The 17,172-nt window shown below is 69.1% G+C and carries 14 protein-coding genes and 3 pseudogenes; 8 read left to right on the top strand and 9 right to left on the bottom strand.

The window, feature by feature from the left end; translation table 11 throughout:
• Positions 1-37 precede the first annotated feature (37 nt).
• The 3 genes and pseudogenes from BLW85_RS21410 to BLW85_RS40930 all read left to right on the top strand — a co-directional run bounded on the left by BLW85_RS21410 (position 38) and on the right by BLW85_RS40930 (position 3,416).
• The gene (locus BLW85_RS21410; RefSeq protein WP_074992880.1) at positions 38-1,441 is read left to right on the top strand and encodes a VanZ family protein; all 1,404 of its coding nucleotides are present in this window, start codon (positions 38-40) and stop codon (positions 1,439-1,441) included.
• A 413-nt stretch (positions 1,442-1,854) separates the two neighbouring features.
• Positions 1,855-3,059: pseudogene (locus BLW85_RS21405) on the top strand (ISAzo13 family transposase); the annotation flags it as partial.
• Between the two features lie 6 nt (positions 3,060-3,065).
• The gene (locus BLW85_RS40930) at positions 3,066-3,416 is read left to right on the top strand and encodes a transposase family protein (RefSeq protein WP_425275365.1); all 351 of its coding nucleotides are present in this window, start codon (positions 3,066-3,068) and stop codon (positions 3,414-3,416) included.
• Here BLW85_RS40930 and BLW85_RS21400 read toward each other — a convergent pair.
• Positions 3,392-3,953 (bottom strand): annotated as a pseudogene (locus tag BLW85_RS21400) (transposase family protein); the annotation flags it as partial. The gene BLW85_RS40930 and the pseudogene BLW85_RS21400 overlap by 25 nt on opposite strands.
• Positions 3,954-4,584: 631 nt before the next feature.
• Between BLW85_RS21400 and BLW85_RS21390 the strand changes: the two are divergent.
• Positions 4,585-5,796, top strand: coding sequence for an IS110 family RNA-guided transposase (locus BLW85_RS21390; protein ID WP_074992877.1), 1,212 nt, complete (start codon positions 4,585-4,587; stop codon positions 5,794-5,796).
• On the opposite strand, the gene BLW85_RS21385 is transcribed toward BLW85_RS21390, so the two are convergent.
• The gene (locus BLW85_RS21385; RefSeq protein ID WP_208624880.1) at positions 5,793-6,203 is read right to left on the bottom strand and encodes an ankyrin repeat domain-containing protein; all 411 of its coding nucleotides are present in this window, start codon (positions 6,201-6,203) and stop codon (positions 5,793-5,795) included. The genes BLW85_RS21390 and BLW85_RS21385 overlap by 4 nt on opposite strands.
• A 511-nt stretch (positions 6,204-6,714) precedes the next feature.
• Here BLW85_RS21385 and BLW85_RS38480 point away from each other — a divergent pair.
• The 3 genes and pseudogenes from BLW85_RS38480 to BLW85_RS21365 all read left to right on the top strand — a co-directional run bounded on the left by BLW85_RS38480 (position 6,715) and on the right by BLW85_RS21365 (position 8,672).
• Positions 6,715-7,537 (top strand): annotated as a pseudogene (locus BLW85_RS38480) (IS5 family transposase).
• A gap of 10 nt (positions 7,538-7,547) precedes the next feature.
• Positions 7,548-8,087 (top strand): hypothetical protein, encoded by a 540-nt coding sequence (locus BLW85_RS21370; protein WP_143060458.1) that lies wholly within the window; start codon positions 7,548-7,550, stop codon positions 8,085-8,087.
• A 234-nt stretch (positions 8,088-8,321) separates the two neighbouring features.
• Positions 8,322-8,672 (top strand): hypothetical protein, encoded by a 351-nt coding sequence (locus BLW85_RS21365; RefSeq protein ID WP_244174897.1) that lies wholly within the window; start codon positions 8,322-8,324, stop codon positions 8,670-8,672.
• A 108-nt stretch (positions 8,673-8,780) separates the two neighbouring features.
• Here the strand turns inward: BLW85_RS21365 and BLW85_RS21360 are convergent, their stop codons facing one another.
• The 7 genes from BLW85_RS21360 to BLW85_RS21330 all read right to left on the bottom strand — a co-directional run bounded on the left by BLW85_RS21360 (position 8,781) and on the right by BLW85_RS21330 (position 14,944).
• Positions 8,781-9,494, bottom strand: coding sequence for a hypothetical protein (locus BLW85_RS21360; protein ID WP_074992875.1), 714 nt, complete (start codon positions 9,492-9,494; stop codon positions 8,781-8,783).
• Positions 9,495-9,552: 58 nt separating this feature from the next.
• Entirely contained in the window at positions 9,553-10,062 is a 510-nt protein-coding gene (locus tag BLW85_RS21355; RefSeq protein WP_070022071.1) for a SigE family RNA polymerase sigma factor, read from the bottom strand.
• A gap of 150 nt (positions 10,063-10,212) precedes the next feature.
• Positions 10,213-10,758, bottom strand: coding sequence for a hypothetical protein (locus tag BLW85_RS21350; protein ID WP_074992874.1), 546 nt, complete (start codon positions 10,756-10,758; stop codon positions 10,213-10,215).
• The gene (gene ctaD, locus BLW85_RS21345) at positions 10,758-12,431 is read right to left on the bottom strand and encodes an aa3-type cytochrome oxidase subunit I (RefSeq protein WP_074996157.1); all 1,674 of its coding nucleotides are present in this window, start codon (positions 12,429-12,431) and stop codon (positions 10,758-10,760) included. Before ctaD ends, BLW85_RS21350 begins: the two co-directional genes overlap by 1 nt.
• A gap of 214 nt (positions 12,432-12,645) precedes the next feature.
• Positions 12,646-13,425, bottom strand: a complete 780-nt coding sequence (locus BLW85_RS21340) for an SseB family protein (RefSeq protein ID WP_074992873.1) — start codon at positions 13,423-13,425, stop codon at positions 12,646-12,648.
• Positions 13,426-13,742: 317 nt separating this feature from the next.
• On the bottom strand, positions 13,743-14,402 hold the full coding sequence (locus tag BLW85_RS21335; RefSeq protein ID WP_070022078.1) for a vitamin K epoxide reductase family protein: 660 nt from the start codon (positions 14,400-14,402) through the stop codon (positions 13,743-13,745).
• A 254-nt stretch (positions 14,403-14,656) separates the two neighbouring features.
• Positions 14,657-14,944: a metal-sensitive transcriptional regulator gene (locus tag BLW85_RS21330; RefSeq protein ID WP_070022079.1), complete on the bottom strand. Its 288-nt coding sequence runs from the start codon at positions 14,942-14,944 to the stop codon at positions 14,657-14,659.
• Positions 14,945-15,048: 104 nt separating this feature from the next.
• On the opposite strand from BLW85_RS21330, the gene BLW85_RS21325 reads away from it, so the two are divergent.
• Positions 15,049-17,106 (top strand): NAD(+) synthase, encoded by a 2,058-nt coding sequence (locus BLW85_RS21325; RefSeq protein ID WP_074992872.1) that lies wholly within the window; start codon positions 15,049-15,051, stop codon positions 17,104-17,106.
• The last annotated feature ends 66 nt before the right edge of the window (positions 17,107-17,172 follow it).

Raw genomic sequence — 17,172 nt, 5'->3', positions numbered from 1 at the left:
CCGCTCGCTTCGACTTGACCACGCAAGGAACCGCGCCGTGTTTTCCGCGATCTTCCAGCACCACATTGGCTATCTGGCTGTGTGCACATTGATCGGCCTCATTTGCGGCAGCGCAGCGTGGACGCTCGCCCATAAGCGGAGGAACCCTCACGGCGCATGGTGGTCCGGACTCGCCTTTACTCTCACCGGCGTCCTCGGTGTCACCTTTATGGGTGCTGGCTCGGCCAGCGGGGAATGCGTCATCAACCATGAGTTCGCAGAGCCCGTTCACGCCACGCAAGGGTTGTGGAACCTTGCCATGATGGTCCCCGTTGGCGCATTCGCCCTCTTGGCCATCCGTCGCCCGCTACCTGTCCTATTCGGCGTCGTCGCGCTGCCCTTGGCCATCGAGTTCACTCAGGCCACAGTCAATGGCCTGGGGGGAGTATGCGATAGCTCAGACGCCGAGATGAATATTATCGGAGGTTTGATAGGGCTCGCCATCGTAGCGATTTTCCTCGCCATCCGTCACTCGCTCGCCTGGCAGGCGGGTTTGAAGGGGACGTTGATCGCCTTCATAACGCTACTTATCCTTGGATCGGGACTAGCGCGCCCCATGCTCGACTTCACGAACGTTGACGGCAGTAGCCTCACCGACGCAGACTCGGAGCAGAGGCAGGCCGTTGAAGCCGCCGTGAAAGAGGCATTCGGCAACCGTTACAAAATCGGACAGCTCTACAAGCAGCCGTGTGGTGACTCCTCATGCACCAACATCATATTCAACCTGCACAGCCGTGAGGAGGGACACTCCGAAGACTTCGGCACCGGCAGCCTTTCCTGGCCGGACAAAAAGCACCTGAACGTGCTGCTGGAGGACAGCGACCGGCCTACCGTCATGGGATATCCAGTGGAAGGCGCGAAAGCCCCGTCTAGCGATGCAGCAGCCTCTCGCATTACGAAGTCGTACGTCCAGCAAAAGTATCCGTGGGCGATGGGCGCAACCATGACAGAAACGGTCCCCGTGGGCGAAAAGGCGGAACTCGGCTGGATAACAGACTGGAGATGGACTCAGGACAACGTTCTGATGCCCAGGATGTTGGACGTTCAGGTAGACAGGTCTGGGCATATATCTCAAATTGACGTTACCCTTGGCCCGACCCGAACAAAACTTCCCAAAGCCAAACTTGACGCCGGGCAGGCCGAAAAAGCGGTAACCAAGGCGGTAGCAACACAACTTCGAGCCAATGGAAACACTGGCGCAGAATTCCACAGTGAAGCAGTCACCGTGAAAGCGATCGAGCAAGACGGTAATTGGCAGCCAAATTGGCTTGTGAACGTGACGTGGCCCAGCACGGGAAAGAGTGATACCTCGCCGGAAACAACACCGGTTAACGTGTACCACGTGAACGCCGTCACCGGCCAGGTATACGACAGCGGCGGGCACCTCCTCAAGACCAGCTGACCCCGCCGTCAAGAATTTCCGCCCCAGCCCAGACCGAATGGGAGCATCCCACCCTCCCGAGCTGGATGCCGAGTGATGCAGAGCCCCCGCATGGCAGGGGCAGGGGCTCGTTCGTGTGCGGCTACGGCCGCCACTCCTCCTGATCGGGCCTTTTCGCACGGTGGTTGGCGAATAGGCGGAGGTGACGTCACGGATTGGAGCGCCGGACACAGGGGTGGACCCTGATCGTTGGTTCGTATCCCGCCACCCCGACGGCCGACGGACTCGCGGCAGTGCTCCTGCACCGACTCGATAAGAAACCCGGGCCAAGACCCGAAGTTCTTTGCTGTCTGCACCAGTGTGGGAATACGCGTGCCTAAGGGCGTGCAGATCTTTAACTCGTGGCTTTCTGCCTGGTGGTTCGTTGGTCTGGCATGAGCGGGTTGGATGGGCAACGGGCCGCGCTGGCAGCCAAGTTCGAGGCGATTATGCCGCACCTCGACGAGCGGCAGCGTCGCCTGACGATAGGGGCGGAGGCCCAGTCCCTCGGCCACGACGGGATCAGAGCGGTTGCTCGTGCCGCCGGTGTCCGTGAGGCCACTGTGTCTGCCGGAGTGCGGGAACTCAGCTGCGGAGAGGCCCCGTTGGGTCGTGTCCGTCGGCCTGGCGCCGGCCGCAGGCGCGTCGTCGACCTGAACCCAGCCGTTCGGGAGGCACTCCTCACGCTGGTCGAGCCCGACGTCCGTGGAGATCCCATGTCGCCGCTGCGCTGGACCACCAAATCCACCCGCAAGCTGGCCGAGCAGCTGACCCGGCAGGGCCACAGGATCTCCGCGGACACGGTGGGCGACCTGCTGCGCGAGGAGGGCTTCAGCCTGCAGAGCAATGCCAAGACGCTGGAAGGCAAGCAGCACCCCCGACCGGGACGCACAGTTCCACTACCTCAACGAGCAGGCCCGCGACCACCAGGACGGCGGTGCTCCAGTGATCAGTGTGGACACGAAGAAGAAGGAGCTGGTCGGCCCGTTCAAAAACAACGGCCGTGAATGGGAGCCGAGAGGCAAGCCGGTGCGGGTCGACACCCACGTCTTCCCCGACCGGGTGCTGGGCAGGGCGGTGCCCTACGGCATCTACGACGTCGCCGCGAACACTGGCTGGGTCAACGTCGGCACCGACCATGCACCGCCGCGTTCGCCGTCGAGTCGATCCGCTGTTGGTGGAACGGAGCCGGGCGGACCACGTACCCGACGGCCGGCCGGCTGCTGAACACCGCCGATGCCTGCGGCTCCAGCGGGTATCGCACCCGCACGTGGAAGACCGAACTCGCCCGGTTCGCCGCTGAGGCCGGCCTGACGATCACCGTCTGTCACCTGCCTCCCGGGACATCGAAGTGGAACCGGATCGAGCACCGGCTGTTCTCCCACATCACCATGAACTGCCGCGGCAGGCCCCTGGCCAGCCACGAAGTCATCGTCGAGAGCATCGCGTCGACCACCACCAAGGCCGGCCTGACCGTGCACGCGGAACTCGACACCAACCCGCACCCCACCGGCATCCAGGTCAGCGACGACGAGATCGCTTCCCTGCCGATCACCGCCACCGCTTCCACGGCGACTGGAACTACACCCTCCACCCCCAGCATCCGATGGACGCGGCCACGACCGACAGCACGTCGGACCGGGCCCCGGCGGGCAGACCGTCTCGCCTCACGCGGCGTTCGCTGCAGGACCCGGAACTGACCGGGATGACCCGTCAGCAGCTCAGCGAGCTCACCGACGCGCTGACTCCAGCGCTGGAGGTTCAACGCGAGCAAGTGCTCCGCACACGTCGCGGTCACGAGCGCCTGGTGGCCCCGGGCACAGGTGCCAAAGCCAAACTCACCCCAGCCGACCGGATCCTGGTCACCGTGCTCCACCTGCGCAAACTCGCGACGATGGACCTCCTCGGCCAACTCTTCGGCGTCACCGCCATGACCATCAGCCCAGTGCCCTGGTAGCCGCCGTCGGCGATGGTGATCGTCTTGCCGACTACGGCGGGCGGCACCCGACTCGGTCCACGCCTTGCAGTCGTTGCGATTGCCCGGCAGGGGCCGGCCGACGGCGACGACCAAGCGGGAGTCGGCGTCGATGACCACCTGGTGGTTGGTCGAGTAGCGATAGTTCTTCGACTGCTCCGCCACCTGGTGGTCGCGGGTCGGAACCAGAGTCCCGTCCACGATGAGCACCGTACCGCGACGGAACCGCTGACGCTGGTGCAGCGCCAGCAACGGCCCCGTGTGGCCGACGATCCGATCCGCCGCCGACTTGGACAACCCCGAACAGCGTCGCGAGTTGCCGCAGAGTCAGGTTGGTGCGCCAATACGCCGCAACCAGAAGTACCCGACCCTCCAACGGCAGCGACCAGGGACGGCCCGGCCGTGTCGCATCGGCTCCCTCACGCCGCAGCTGGGTGAGCAGCTTCCCGAAGGCCCGCGGGCTCAGCCCTGCGACGGGGCAATCCAGGACGGCTCCGACGCGGTGATCACATTAGGCACCGCAAGATCATCGCAGCTGTGATCGGCAGCTCTGGCGCGGACCGTTGAAAACCACCCTGCTTAGGTAGATCCAGCAGTTGGGACGGACGTCTTCGACCACCTCGGCGTGGTCCGCGATCAGAGAGGCCTCCAGCGCCACCGACGGCACCGCAAGGTTGCCCAGAAGACGATCGCGAGTTCGCCCGGCTCGGCATGCGCAAGAACAGTCCTGCGCAGCTGCCCGCCATCGAATGCGTCGCACCGGTCGATCACCTCATGCCCACGCCAGTCCAGCCAGACCGACCCCGCCGCTCCGAAGCGGTCCAGACTCATGGCGGCAAACGATCGGTCCTCCTGATACGAGAGCACCATCACGGAGTCGCCGACGGCCTCCAGGAGAGCCGCGCCCCCCCCCCGTTACCTTCTTCGTGGCTCCGCAATGGGGCTACCGGCCTTCGGGTCCGGCATGACTTCCCCCTCCTGTTGATGATGATCCGGGGGGTGGTGTCACCGGGTCCGGAGGCATCGACGGACCGCTGATGAGGGGCTTGAGCACCGGTTTCACCCGAGCCGGAAGAGCTCTCCGTAACGTGGATGTGGCAGCTCGGTGCCGAGGCAAGGTCGGACGAAAGCGTGATGGAGGGGCCTGCACGTGATCGACACCGGCGACATCGACGTCTTCCTCGGCCTGGACGTCGGCAAGGGCGAACACCACGCCACCGCCGTGACCCCGGCCGGGAAGAAGGCGTTCGACAAGCGCCTGCCCAACACCGAGCCCAAGCTCCGCGAGTTGTTCGCGAAACTCCAGGCCAAGCACGGAACGGTGCTGGTCGTCGTCGACCAGCCGGCTTCGATCGGGGCTCTGCCACTGGCGGTCGCACGGGCCATGGGCTGTCCGGTCGCCTATCTGCCGGGGCTGACGATGCGACGGATCGCCGACCTCTACCCGGGCGAGGCCAAGACCGATGCGAGGGACGCGTTCATCATCGCCGACGCCGCTCGCGCGATGCCTCACACGCTGCGGGCGATCGACGGCGAGGACGAGACCATCGCCGAGCTGGAGATGATCGTGGGCTTCGACGACGACCTGGCCGGCGAAGCCACCCGGGTCGCCAACCGGCTGCACGGCCTGCTCACCCAGATCCACCCGTCAATGGAGCGAGTGCTGGGACCGCGGCTTCAGCACCCTGCCGTCCTCACGCTGCTGGAACGGTTCGGGTCCCCGGCCCAGATACGCAAGGCCGGCAGACGGCGGCTGGTCACCCTGCTGCGGCCGAAGGCGCCGAGGATGGCCGAGCGGCTAGTCGACGAGATCTTTACCGCCCTGAACGAACAGACCGTGACAGTCCCAGGGACCGAGGCCGCCGCGCTGATCGTCCCGAGCCTCGCCACCTCGCTGACGGCCGTGCTTGACCAGCGGAAACTGCTGGCTGGACGCATCGAGGAACTCCTGGACGCCCACCCTCTTTCGCAAGTCCTGACCTCGATGCCGGGCATCGGCGTCAGGACCGGAGCCCGCATCCTGATCGAGGTCGGCGACGGCAGCACCTTCCCGACCGCCGGCCACCTCGCTGCCTACGCCGGACTCGCCCCGGCGACCCGCAGCTCAGGCTCCTCGATCCGAGGCGAACAGCCCTCCCGGAGAGGAAACAAGCAGCTCAAACGCGCTTTCTTCCTCTCCGCATTCGCAGCCCTGGGCGACCCGGCATCGCGAACCTACTACGACAAGAAGATCGCCCAGGGCAAGCACCACACCCAAGCCCTGCTCTGCCTCGCCCGCCGCCGGGCCGACGTCCTCTTTGCCATGCTCCGCGACGGAACCTTCTACGAGCCCCAGCCAGCCGTCGCGGGCGGCGGAGCCTAGGACGAAGTCCCGTCCCTGGCCGGAAAATGGGCAGCCACGTCGTAGTTGGCGATCCGTCCCGCCAGCGCCCGCGGGCTCACGCCATGGACGTTGCCACGGTCAGGGTCGGCACCGGCTTCCAGCAGCAGCCGGATCGTCGCACCCTCGCCCTGGGAACAGAACACCGCCCTCCACAGCGGCGTATTGCCATGGCCGTCCGCGGCATCAACCGGCGCACCCGCGGCCAACAGGACCTCGATGGCTGATGGTGCCTGGGCCTGAGCCGCGAAATGCAGCGGTGTCCAGCCCGCATCGTCGGCTGCCTCCGCAGCGGCGCCTCCGGCCAAAAGAACCCTCAGGCCATCCGCGTCCCCATCGGCGGCCGCATAGTGCGCCGCCGCCCGCCCCAACCGATCCCGATCCGTCATGCCGACCATCCTCACCCGGCTTGACGAAAGAGATAGGGGCACCCCCCCGCTGTGTCCCGTACATCTCGCTGGCGCCCACGCTGCTCCTACCGTTCCCTCTGCACCTGAACGGCACCGAGTACCGTTCAACCCGCCCCACGCCCCCGGCCGTCTTGCGCGGATCCTCATCAGCTCCGGGGCGGACCGGTCTCAGAGCTCCCACCAGAGTTCGATGTTCGGGTGGACTCTCTCGCGCAGACAGCTTGAGTGCGAGTAGGCCCGCTGCCGTACATCACCGCCCGCACCGGGTCGACAGCACCAAGCCTGCCCTCCGTCGCTGCACTGTCCTGGTCGAGATCGACGATTCCGGAAGCAGAGCCAACAGGTGGGGTTCAGGTTCAAGATGCCCTCCCACGTGGCCGGGACAACGGCCCGAACACGCCGTCCAGCAGACCCTATGCCGAACAGACCTCGATAGTGGGACAGCCCTTAGACGCCGTTTCTTTTGGCGGGGGCGTGAAGTTAAGCCGACGTGGAGAGGCTTGTAGAGCACCTGGTTCCGGACGGTTTGTGGGAGTTGTTCCGACGGGTTGTGCCGCCGACGGTCGTGCAGCGGCCGCAGGGTGGTGGCCGTCGGCGTGCCGGCGACCGGGAGGTGCTGGCGGCGATCGTGTTCGTCGCCACGTCCGGCTGCACCTGGCGCCAGCTCCCCCCAGCCTTCGGAGCCCGTTGGCAGACGGTCTACCGGCCGGTTTGCCCAGTGGAGCCAGGACCGGGTGTGGGCCCGGTTGCACCGAGTAATCCTTGACGAACTTGGTGCCCAGGGCGAGCTGGACTGGTCCCGGTGCGCCATCGACTCGGTAAGCATCCGCGCCGTCAAAGGGGGCCACTAGCGGGACCGAATCCGACCGACAGGGGTAAGAACGGGTCGAAGATTCATCTGATCTGCGACCGCAACGGCCTGCCGATCTCGGTCGCCGTCTCGGGCGCCAACCTGCACGACAGCCAGGCCCTGAGGCCCTTGGTGATGGGCATTCCGCCCATTCGATTCCGCCGGGGCCCGCGCCGTCGGCGGCCTGCCAAGCTGCACGGCGACAAGGGTTATGACTACGACCACCTGCGGAAATGGCTGCGGGAACGCGGCATCGTGTCGCGAATCGCGCGCCGCGGGGTCGAGAAGCTCAGCCCGCCTCGGCCGTCACCGCTGGGTGGTCGAGCGGACCATGTCGTGGCTGTCCGGGTGCCGTCGGCTTCATCGGCGCTACGAGCGCAAGCCCGAACACTTCATGGGCTTCACTGCGATCGCGGTCATGCTCATCTGCCTGCGGCGTCTGGGTGTCAGCGCAGGCCGGTAGCGTCTGCCAGGTGACCGACGATGCCGTCATCTGGAACCGGCTCGCCGCCTTGCTGCCGGAGGCCGAAGCCCAGGAAGTCAAAGACTGCTGGGACATCGGAGAGCAGGAGGCGGGACTTGGCCTGCTCGTCTCCGGCATCCTCGGCCACCAGGTGCCGATCAGCGAGACGGTCAGGGCCCAGATCTCCGTGCTCGCAGAGACTTGGGGCGAGCGGGAGACGCTCGCACCACGGATCCTTCAGTGCCGTGATGACGGCGCACCGGGCCACCTGAAGCTGATCGAAGATGGCGGAAGCACCGTCGCCGAGGCCATAGGTGCGGCTGAACAGGACCTGGCCGGTCTCGTCCTCGTCCCCTGGATCGCCTGCACGAGATGCGGCCAGGTCCTGATGCGCGCCCATGCCCGAGAAAGCTGGGGAGATCTCTCCTACCTGGCGCAGCACTACGTCATAACGACGCCGAACCGAGCCACCGTCCTGCGGCTTTTCCCTGCCGACTCCGCCGGCGCAGCCTTCGATACCCTCCAGCGTGCGTGTTCAGACGCACCATAAGAAACAACGTCTTAGAATCTGACCGCCGGATGCGGAATGAGGAACGGCTCGCCTTCCACGCAGGCCCTACGATCGCGGCACCCCGTAGAACACCAGTGCCGAATGAATCGAGTGAGCCATGAGCGACGACGTCCTGTCGATCGTTCCGACCGACCCCCAGTAGCAGCCCGACCGAGCAGCGGCCGAGGGACTGCCGCGCTCGCCGAGGACCTGGCTCCCGACCTGCCCGATGGTGTGGAGGTCGAGATCGACGTCACCTGGCACAACACCCTCACCGCCATCGACTGCGGCGGCAACCTGGAACAGATCGGCTGTCCGCACTGCGGTGCCTGGATCGACACCGAGTGGTACGCCGACCTGCTGGAAAGCCACTGCGAGGACGGCTTCGTCACCTTGGCCGTGGAAGTGCCCTGCTGCGACGCCGCTACGTCATTGGACGTGTTGGACTACGACTGGCCTTGCGCTTTCGCCCGCTGCGAGATTGCCATCTGGAACCCCGACGGCGACTGGTTCGGCGACGAGGAACTGGCCGCTCTCGGCGACGCGCTCGGGCACCCGGTGAAGCAGATGAGAGCTCATATCTGAGTCAGGTCTCAGCAGGGACTACGTGCAGCCGTCCAGCCCGGTATGACCGGTTGCTGTGGTCGCAGCCAGTCGCCCCGACGCATCACCGCCGCATGGCCGCTGCGAGTGCTACTGCCACCGCGAACTCGTCGCGACGGCTCGTAGTTGGGTCGTCGTCAGGATCGGGGTGGTGCGGGTCGAGGGGGTGTTCTGGTTCGGGGCCTGCCATTCCATGATCGTGACGTGGAGACCGTCGGGGTGCAGGACGTTCACCGTCTGGTGACCGGGGCCCGGGCCGGGTGGGGACTGGGTGGTCTTGGTCAGGGTGCCGTCGGCCGAGGGTGTCGTGCCGGCGAAGACGTGGCCGCGGAGGGCGGCGGTGGAGGTCTGCCGGGAGACGTGGACCTCGAGCAGCGACTTGCCGTGTCCGTCGTCCACCCACAGTTGCCCGGAACGCTCGCCGCCGGGCGGGGTGGACGTGGTCAGCCCGGCCGGCAGCAGATCGGTCAGGGTTGCCAGCGCTCGGGCGGCAGGCAGCGTGCCGGTGAAGGTCGGTTTAGGGGTGGTGGAGGCCGTGGCCGAGCCGGTGGTGGACGAGGCCGCGGGGCCGGTGAGCGTCTGGTCGGCCGTTCGCCCGCCGGGCAGTTGCCCGGTAGCGATCGTCGCGCCGAGGCCGACGAAGGCGAGTACGGCTGCTCCGCTCACGCCGATGGCCAGGGCGCGGCGGCGGCGCCTGCGTCGGCCGCTGCGGACACCGCCCTGCAGCAGTGCGTGGGTGCTGGGCGGTTCGAAAGCCTGGAGGGTGGTGCGGAGGGCTTCGGTGAAGTCTTCTTCGATGGGCATGCGGTTGCCGCGTCTCCGGAGTCGGTGATGAGGGCGGGTGGGTGCCACGGCACCGGGATCAGGGACTGACGAGCTCGGACAGGTCGTGGCCCAGGAGGTCCCGGATGCGGGCGAGCGCGCGCATGCTCTGGTTGCGTACCGCGCCCGGTCGGACGTGCAGGATCTCGGCGGTCTGCTCGACGCTGCGGTCCTCCCAGTAGCGCAGGAGCAGCACGGCCCGGTCCCGGGCGGAGAGCCGGCCGAGGGCGTCGAGCAACGTGATCCGCAGTGTGGCGTCGTGCTCGGTGACGGCACCGGAGTCCGGCAGGGTGTCGGTGGGCCGCTCGGAACTGCTGCGCCGGCGGCGGTGGGACAGGTACGTCCGCACGAGGACGGTGTGGGTGTAGGCCGCTGGGTCGTCTATCTGCGCGATCTTGCGCCAGTTGGCGTACATCCGGCCCAGCGTGTCCTGCACCAGGTCCTCCGCGAGGTGCACATCACCGCTGGTGAGCACGCACGCGGAGCGGAACAGAGGTGCGGACCGCGCGGCGGCGAACGCCCTGAATTCCTCTTCGTACCGGCGCTTCATCCGAGATCCTGTTCGTCGTCCACACTCTGTAGACGCTGCGAGCAGAGGGTTGCGTCCCACCCGGAGAAGGGGAAACCGGCCCGGGGGAACGGGCGGGGCGCACGGTGAGGCCGAGGGAGTGCGCCCCGCCCGGGTCGGGGACGGGGGTGGTCAGCGTGGGGGGCGGCGGTGGTGGGTGGCGCGGGTGTGGGCCGCGGCCAGGGCGACGAAGAGGGCGAGGATCGCCGCGGGGGTGGTGATCGTGGTGAACCAGGCCGTCGGGGTGTCGGGGCCCTCGGCCAGTCCGAGGGCGCCGGTGATCGCGGCCGTGGCCAGGCCGGTGGTGACGAGGACGGCCACGACGTGGCGGGTGCGGTCGGGGGCCGGCGGGGGCTGGGAGGGGGACAGCTCCGTCCAGTGGCGGGCGGCTTCGGCGGTCTCCCGGTGGTGGCGCAGGGCCGCCCACACGCGCAGGGTCGTGGCCGCCAGGGTGCCCGCCGCGGCCGCCGCCAGCGGGGGGCGCCAGCCGTCGGCCGCGAGGAGGAGACCGGCGACGGTGGCGGCCGTCGCCCAGGCCGCCACGCAGGACGCGGCCCTGACGCGGCGGGACAGGGGGCGGTCCGCGCCGGCCCGGAGGTCGGCGAGGGCCGGGAGGTACCAGACGCAGCCGGAGGCGGTCACCGCCGCGGTCGCGAGGGCCAGTACGGGGTGCGGCATCACCGGCTCGCCGCCTCTGCCTCGAGGGCCACGATGTCCGGGTGGTGCAGGTCGAACGCCGGGGATTCGCTGCGGATGCGGGGCAGGGTGGTGAAGTTGTGCCGCGGGGGCGGGCAGGAGGTCGCCCACTCCAGCGACCGGCCGTAGCCCCAGGGGTCGTCCACGCCCACCGGCTCGCCGTACCTCGCGGTCTTCCAGACGTTGTAGAAGAACGGGAGCAGGGAGAGGCCGAGGAGGAACGAGCCGATCGTGGACACGGTGTTGAGGGCGGTGAAGCCGTCGGTGGCCAGGTAGTCGGCGTACCGGCGGGGCATGCCCTCGGCGCCCAGCCAGTGCTGCACGAGGAAGGTGAGGTGGAAGCCGACCGTCAGCGTCCAGAAGGTGATCTTGCCGAGGCGTTCGTCCAGCATCTTGCCGGTGAACTTGGGCCACCAGAAGTGGAATCCGGCGAACATCGCGTACACGACCGTACCGAAGATCGTGTAGTGGAAGTGGGCGACCACGAAGTACGAGTCGGACACGTGGAAGTCCATCGGCGGGGAGGCGAGGATCACTCCGGTCAGGCCGCCGAAGACGAAGGTGATGAGGAAGCCGGTGGTCCAGAGCATCGGGGTCTCGAAGCTCAGGGAGCCCTTCCACATGGTGCCGATCCAGTTGAAGAACTTCACCCCGGTCGGTACCGCGATCAGGAAGGTCATGAAGGAGAAGAAGGGGAGCAGCACGCCGCCGGTGACGTACATGTGGTGCGCCCAGACGGTGACCGACAGGCCGGCGATGGCGATGGTCGCGCCGATCAGGCCCATGTAGCCGAACATCGGCTTGCGGGAGAAGACCGGGACGACCTCGGAGACGATGCCGAAGAACGGCAACGCCAGGATGTAGACCTCCGGGTGGCCGAAGAACCAGAAGAGGTGCTGCCACAGCAGCGCGCCGCCGTTGGCCGCGTCGAAGATGTGGCTGCCGAACTTGCGGTCGCACTCCAGGGCGAACAGGGCCGCGGCCAGCACCGGGAAGACGATCAGGACCAGGACGGCGGTCAGCAGCACGTTCCAGGTGAAGATCGGCATGCGGAACATGGTCATGCCGGGGGCGCGCATGCAGATGATCGTGGTGATGAAGTTGACCGCGCCGGCGATCGAGCCGAAGCCGGACAGGGCCACGCCCATGATCCACAGGTCGGAGCCGAGGCCCGGCGAGTGCACGGCGTCGGACAGCGGGGCGTACAGGAACCATCCGAAGTCGGCGGCGCCGTCGGGCGTCAGGAAGCCGCCCGCCGCGATCAGCGAGCCGAACAGGAACAGCCAGAAGGCGAGCATGTTCAGCCGTGGGAACGCGACGTCCGGCGCGCCTATCTGAAGCGGCATGATCCAGTTCGCGAAGCCGGTGAACAGCGGCATCGCGAACAGCAGCAGCATGATGGAGCCGTGCATGGTGAAGGCCTGGTTGAACTGCTCGTTCGACATGATCTGCAGTCCGGGCCGGGCCAGCTCGGCGCGCATCAGCAGCGCCAGCACGCCTCCGATCAGGAAGAACGCGAACGACGAGACCAGGTACAGCGTCCCGATCTGCTTGTGGTCCGTGGTCGTCAGCCACTGCGTCCACGCGGGCCGCGCGCGTCGTACGGCCGGCTGCTGCCCGGCCGTGACGACCCCGGCGCTCGGCCGTGCGGTCATCACCTTGTGTGTCTGTACCTCGTCCACCGGATGGCGTCCCTCCAGCTGTTCATGTCGTGACGGAGCCGGGAAGCGCCACGCGTGCGGGTCGTGGACCCGGCGCTTCCCGGCCCGCCACATGATCGGCCGGGAGACACCCCTCGCCGATAGGGCCCAACAGGCCCGCCTCCGGCCGCCGGTGGGGCCGGGCGGCCCTTCTTGCCGCGTTCCCCGGTCAGTGGCGCCGGTAGAGGGGCGGCCCGGGGACCGCCCGGGCCTCGGGTACGACCGCGAGGTCCAGGCCGCGGTCCAGGCGGACGCGCAGCAGCGGGTCCGCGGCCAGGTCGGCGGCCAAGTCGCGCACGGCCCCGACCAACTGGTGGGCGATCGACGGGAGTTGGTCGTCCGTGCCGGACGAGGCCGGTACGACGACGAGCCGGGCGTCCGTGTCGTCGCCCGGGGCGGGCAGCAGATGGGCGCGGCGCACGGCCGGGTGGCGGGCCAGGACCGTCCGCAGGGCGCCGGCGATCTCGGGGTCGCGCGACGGGGGCAGATGGGGCCGGCGCTCGGCGACCGCGCGCAGGGCGGCGCCCGACAGCTCGTAGCAGACCGGTCCGCCGACGTCGATCAGCAGGGTATACGCCCCGGAGTGCCACGCCGCCTCGACCGCCTTGCAGGCCGGGACCGGGGCGGGCCGCGCGTCGGGGCGCCAACGGCCCAGCGCCGCGAGGCTGGTGAAGGCGGGCAGGCCCCGGCGGCCGTCGGGCAGGCGCAGGGTGGCGACGGCCATGTCGCTCGTCTTCTCGCCCTCGCGGCCGTCCGGGCCGGTCTCCGTCTCGCCCAGCACGGCGACGACCGGCACCAGCGGGCGGGCGTCGGCCAGCAGCGCGAGCAGTTCGGTCTCCGTCGCCTCGCGGGGGTCCTCGGACCACGCGGCGAGCGCGGCGGCCAGCCGTGGCTCGGGCGAGCCGTCGTCGCCCGCGAAGCCCGGGTCGGGGATGTTCTTGAGCTCCATTGCGCGACGCTAACCGGGCGAACAAGGGGGCGGGCAGGGCCGGTCGGCGGGGCCGTTCGGCCCCGCCGCGCCCGGCGGCGGGACGGCCGGCGGCCGAGCAGCCAGTGACGGGGCGACCGACGGCCGAGCAGCCGACGACAGGACTACCGGCAGCGCGAGCAACCGACGGCAGGACAACTGGCAGCGCGAGCAACCGGCGGCGGGACGGCCGGCGGCCGAGCAGCCAGTGACGGGGCGACCGACGGCCGAGCAGCCGAGCAGCCGAGCAGCCGACGACAGGACGGCCGGCGGCGAACTGGCCGGCAGCGGAGCTGGGATCAGAGCAGCGACCGCCAGTAGTCCCACCAGCGGGTGGCGATCAGCATCGCGATGGCCAGGTACCAGGTGAGCGGCACCGCCCAGGGGAACTCCAGGACGCCCGCCACCACGGCGCGCGGGGCGCGGACGACGCCGTGCGTCAGGTTGTGCGCGGTGGTGTACCAGAACATGGCGATGGTGGCGGCCCAGGCCAGGCAGCACCACAGGCACAGGGCGCCGATCTCGTAGAGCGCCTGGCTCATCAGCCACATGCAGAAGCCCGCGCCGAACAACGTGCCGGCGTTCAGGCCGAGCCAGAACCAGCGCCGGAAGCGGGCGCCGGCCAGCAGCGCGCAGCCGACGGCGACCACGACGGGGTAGGCGGCGAGGCCGAGGAGGGGGTTGGGGAAGCCGAACACGGACGCCTGGTCGCTGCGCATCACGTCGGCGCACGACAGCACGGGGCTGATGTTGCAGGAGGGGCTGAAGTCCGGGTCCTGGACCAGCTGGATCTTGTCGACCGTGATCACGTAGGAGGCGAGGATGCCCAGCGCTCCCGTGATGATCAGCAGCCAGGCGAAGGCGCGGGAGCCGGTGGCCGTGGGTGCCGGGGCGTCCGGCGGGCTGCTCCGGCGGTCCCGCTGCCGGGGAGTGGCGCCGGTGGTCGTGTCACTGGTCATCGGGCTGTTCCGCCTTGCCGGTGGAGGTCAGGGGGCCGCCGGACCAGTGAAGGCGGGGCGTGCGGCGGCGGGCTAGGGCCGAACGGCCCGCGCGCGGGCGGGCGAAAGGCCCCCGTGCCGGTGACCGGGCACGCCCCCGGACGGGGTCCGCGACGGGGACAGCGCCGACGACCGGACGGCGCCCGGCCGAGCGCACGAGGTGACCGGCCGCGGCCGATGCCCAGGCCGCCGGGGGAGCCGGCCCGGTGAGGCGGTCACGCCAGCGACAGGAACAGCCGCTCCATCCGCGCCCGCATCGCCTCCGCGTCCTCGCCGTTCTTGCGGCCCGACTCGATGTCGGCCACGCACTGCTGGAGCCCGGTGGCGATGATCGCGAACCCGGCGCGGTCCAGCGCCCGCGAGGCGGCGGCGAGCTGGGTGACCACGTCCTCGCAGTCCCGCCCCTCCTCGATCATCCGGATCACGCCGGAGATCTGCCCCTGCGCCCGCCGCAGCCGGTTCAGCACGGCCTTCAGGGACGCGCCCTCGAGATCCAGTTCCACACTCACTCCTCAAGCAATACCCCTAGGGGTAACTGTACGTCCCGGTTCGGGGCGAAGGCGAGCGCCGGTGACCGCCATGAAGGAGAAGTTCTAGGCTTCCCTGTGTGAACTTCTGGTCGATCTATCAGCATGGCTTCGCGCGCGTCGCCGCGTGCACGGGCCACACCGTCATCGCCGACCCCGGCGCCAACGCCGAAGCGGTCCTGCGCCAGGCGCGCCGGTGCGCCGAGGAGGGCGTCGCCGTCGCCGTCTTCCCCGAGATGGTGCTGTGCGGCTACTCGATCGAGGACCTGCTGCTCCAGGACCCGCTCCTGGACGCGGTCGAGGCGGCCCTGCGGGAGGTGGTCGCCGGTTCCGCGGACCTGCTGCCGGTGCTGGTCGTCGGCGCCCCGCTGCGCCACCGCAACCGGGTCTACAACTGCGCGGTCGTGGTGCACCGCGGCCGGATCCTCGGCGTGGCCCCCAAGTCGTACCCGCCGAACTACCGGGAGTTCTACGAGCGCCGCCAGATCGCCGCGGGCGACGACGAGCGCGGCGGCACCATCCGGATCGACGGCGCGGACGTGCCGTTCGGCGTGGATCTGCTGTTCACCGCGGAGGACGTGCCCGGCCTGGTGCTGCACGCGGAGATCTGCGAGGACATGTGGGTGCCGGTGCCGCCGAGCGCGGAGGCGGCCCTGGCCGGGGCGACGGTGCTCGCCAACCTGTCCGGCAGCCCGATCACCGTCGGCCGCGCCGAGGACCGCAAGCTGCTGTGCCGCTCCGCGTCCTCCCGCTGCCTCGCCGCCTACGTCTACGCGGCGGCCGGTCTGGGCGAGTCGACCACGGACCTGTCCTGGGACGGGCAGACCATGATCTACGAGAACGGGGTGCTGCTGGCCGAGTCCGACCGCTTCCCGCTCGGCGACCAGTTCGCTGCGGCCGACGTCGATCTGGACCTGTTGCAGCAGGAGCGCCGGCGGATGGGCAGCTTCGACGACAACCGCCGTACCCACGCGGCCCGCACCGCCGACTTCCGCACGGTCTCCTTCCGGCTGGACCCGCCGGTCGGCGCCGACCTGGGGCTGCGCCGCCGCGTCGAGCGGTTCCCGTTCGTGCCCGCCGACCCCGACCGGCTCGCCCTGGACTGCTACGAGGCCTACAACATCCAGGTCGAGGGCCTCCAGCAGCGGCTCGCGGCGATCGGCGGCCCCAAGGTGGTCATCGGCGTCTCGGGCGGCCTGGACTCCACGCACGCGCTGATCGTCGCCGCCCGCGCGATGGACCGGGCGGGCCGGCCGCGCAGCGACATCCTCGCCTTCACCCTGCCCGGCTTCGCCACCAGCGACCACACCAAGGACAACGCGCACCGGCTGATGCGGGCGCTCGGGGTGACCGCGGCGGAGCTGGACATCACGCCGACCGCGCGGCTGATGCTGGAGGAGATGGGCCACCCGTTCGCCGCCGGGGAGCCGGTGTACGACGTCACGTTCGAGAACGTCCAGGCGGGTCTGCGCACCGACTACCTGTTCCGGCTGGCCAACCAGCGCGGCGGCATCGTGCTGGGCACCGGCGACCTCTCCGAGCTGGCGCTCGGCTGGTCGACGTACGGCGTCGGCGACCAGATGAGCCACTACAACGTGAACTCCGGCGTGCCCAAGACGCTGATCCAGCACCTGATCCGCTGGGTGATCGGCAGCGGCCAGTTCGACGAGGAGACCGGCTCGATCCTGGCCGCGATCCTGGACACCGAGATCAGCCCGGAGCTGGTGCCGGGCGAGGAGATGCAGTCCACCGAGTCGAAGATCGGCCCGTACGCGCTGCACGACTTCACCCTCTTCCACGTGCTGCGCTACGGCTTCCGCCCCTCGAAGATCGCCTTCCTGGCCTGGCACGCCTGGCACGACACCGCGTCCGGCGCCTTCCCGCCCGGCTTCCCCGAGGCCAAGCGGGTGGCGTACGACCTCACGGAGATCGTGCGCTGGCTGGAGGTCTTCTGCCGCCGCTTCTTCGCGTTCGCCCAGTTCAAGCGCTCGGCCATGCCGAACGGGCCCAAGGTCTCGGCCGGCGGCTCGCTCTCCCCGCGCGGCGACTGGCGGGCCCCGTCGGACGGCAACGCGCGGGTGTGGCTCGCGGATCTGGCGCGGTTCGACTTCGAGAAGGCGGCCGCGGAAGGACACTGACCGTCGACCGGCGGCCGGGGCGGCGGTGGAACCAGGCTTCCCGCTGAGGCAGTCTTTCCCTTCGTG

This window comes from Streptomyces misionensis, from assembly GCF_900104815.1.
Lineage (GTDB): Bacteria > Actinomycetota > Actinomycetes > Streptomycetales > Streptomycetaceae > Streptomyces > Streptomyces misionensis.
The sequence above is the reverse complement of the archived record's forward strand: the minus strand, read 5'-3'. Positions and strand labels throughout refer to the sequence as shown.

Bases quoted from the DNA above. Each gene is read 5' to 3' on its own strand.
- BLW85_RS21350 (WP_074992874.1), bottom strand. From the start codon at position 10,758: ATGCCGCACCCCGTACTGGCCCTCGCGACCGCGGCGGTGACCGCCTCC.
- BLW85_RS40930 (WP_425275365.1), top strand. From the start codon at position 3,066: ATGGACGCGGCCACGACCGACAGCACGTCGGACCGGGCCCCGGCGGGC.
- BLW85_RS21355 (WP_070022071.1), bottom strand. From the start codon at position 10,062: ATGAAGCGCCGGTACGAAGAGGAATTCAGGGCGTTCGCCGCCGCGCGG.
- BLW85_RS21360 (WP_074992875.1), bottom strand. From the start codon at position 9,494: ATGCCCATCGAAGAAGACTTCACCGAAGCCCTCCGCACCACCCTCCAG.
- BLW85_RS21385 (WP_208624880.1), bottom strand. From the start codon at position 6,203: ATGACGGATCGGGATCGGTTGGGGCGGGCGGCGGCGCACTATGCGGCC.
- BLW85_RS21335 (WP_070022078.1), bottom strand. From the start codon at position 14,402: ATGACCAGTGACACGACCACCGGCGCCACTCCCCGGCAGCGGGACCGC.
- ctaD (WP_074996157.1), bottom strand. From the start codon at position 12,431: ATGACCGCACGGCCGAGCGCCGGGGTCGTCACGGCCGGGCAGCAGCCG.
- BLW85_RS21340 (WP_074992873.1), bottom strand. From the start codon at position 13,425: ATGGAGCTCAAGAACATCCCCGACCCGGGCTTCGCGGGCGACGACGGC.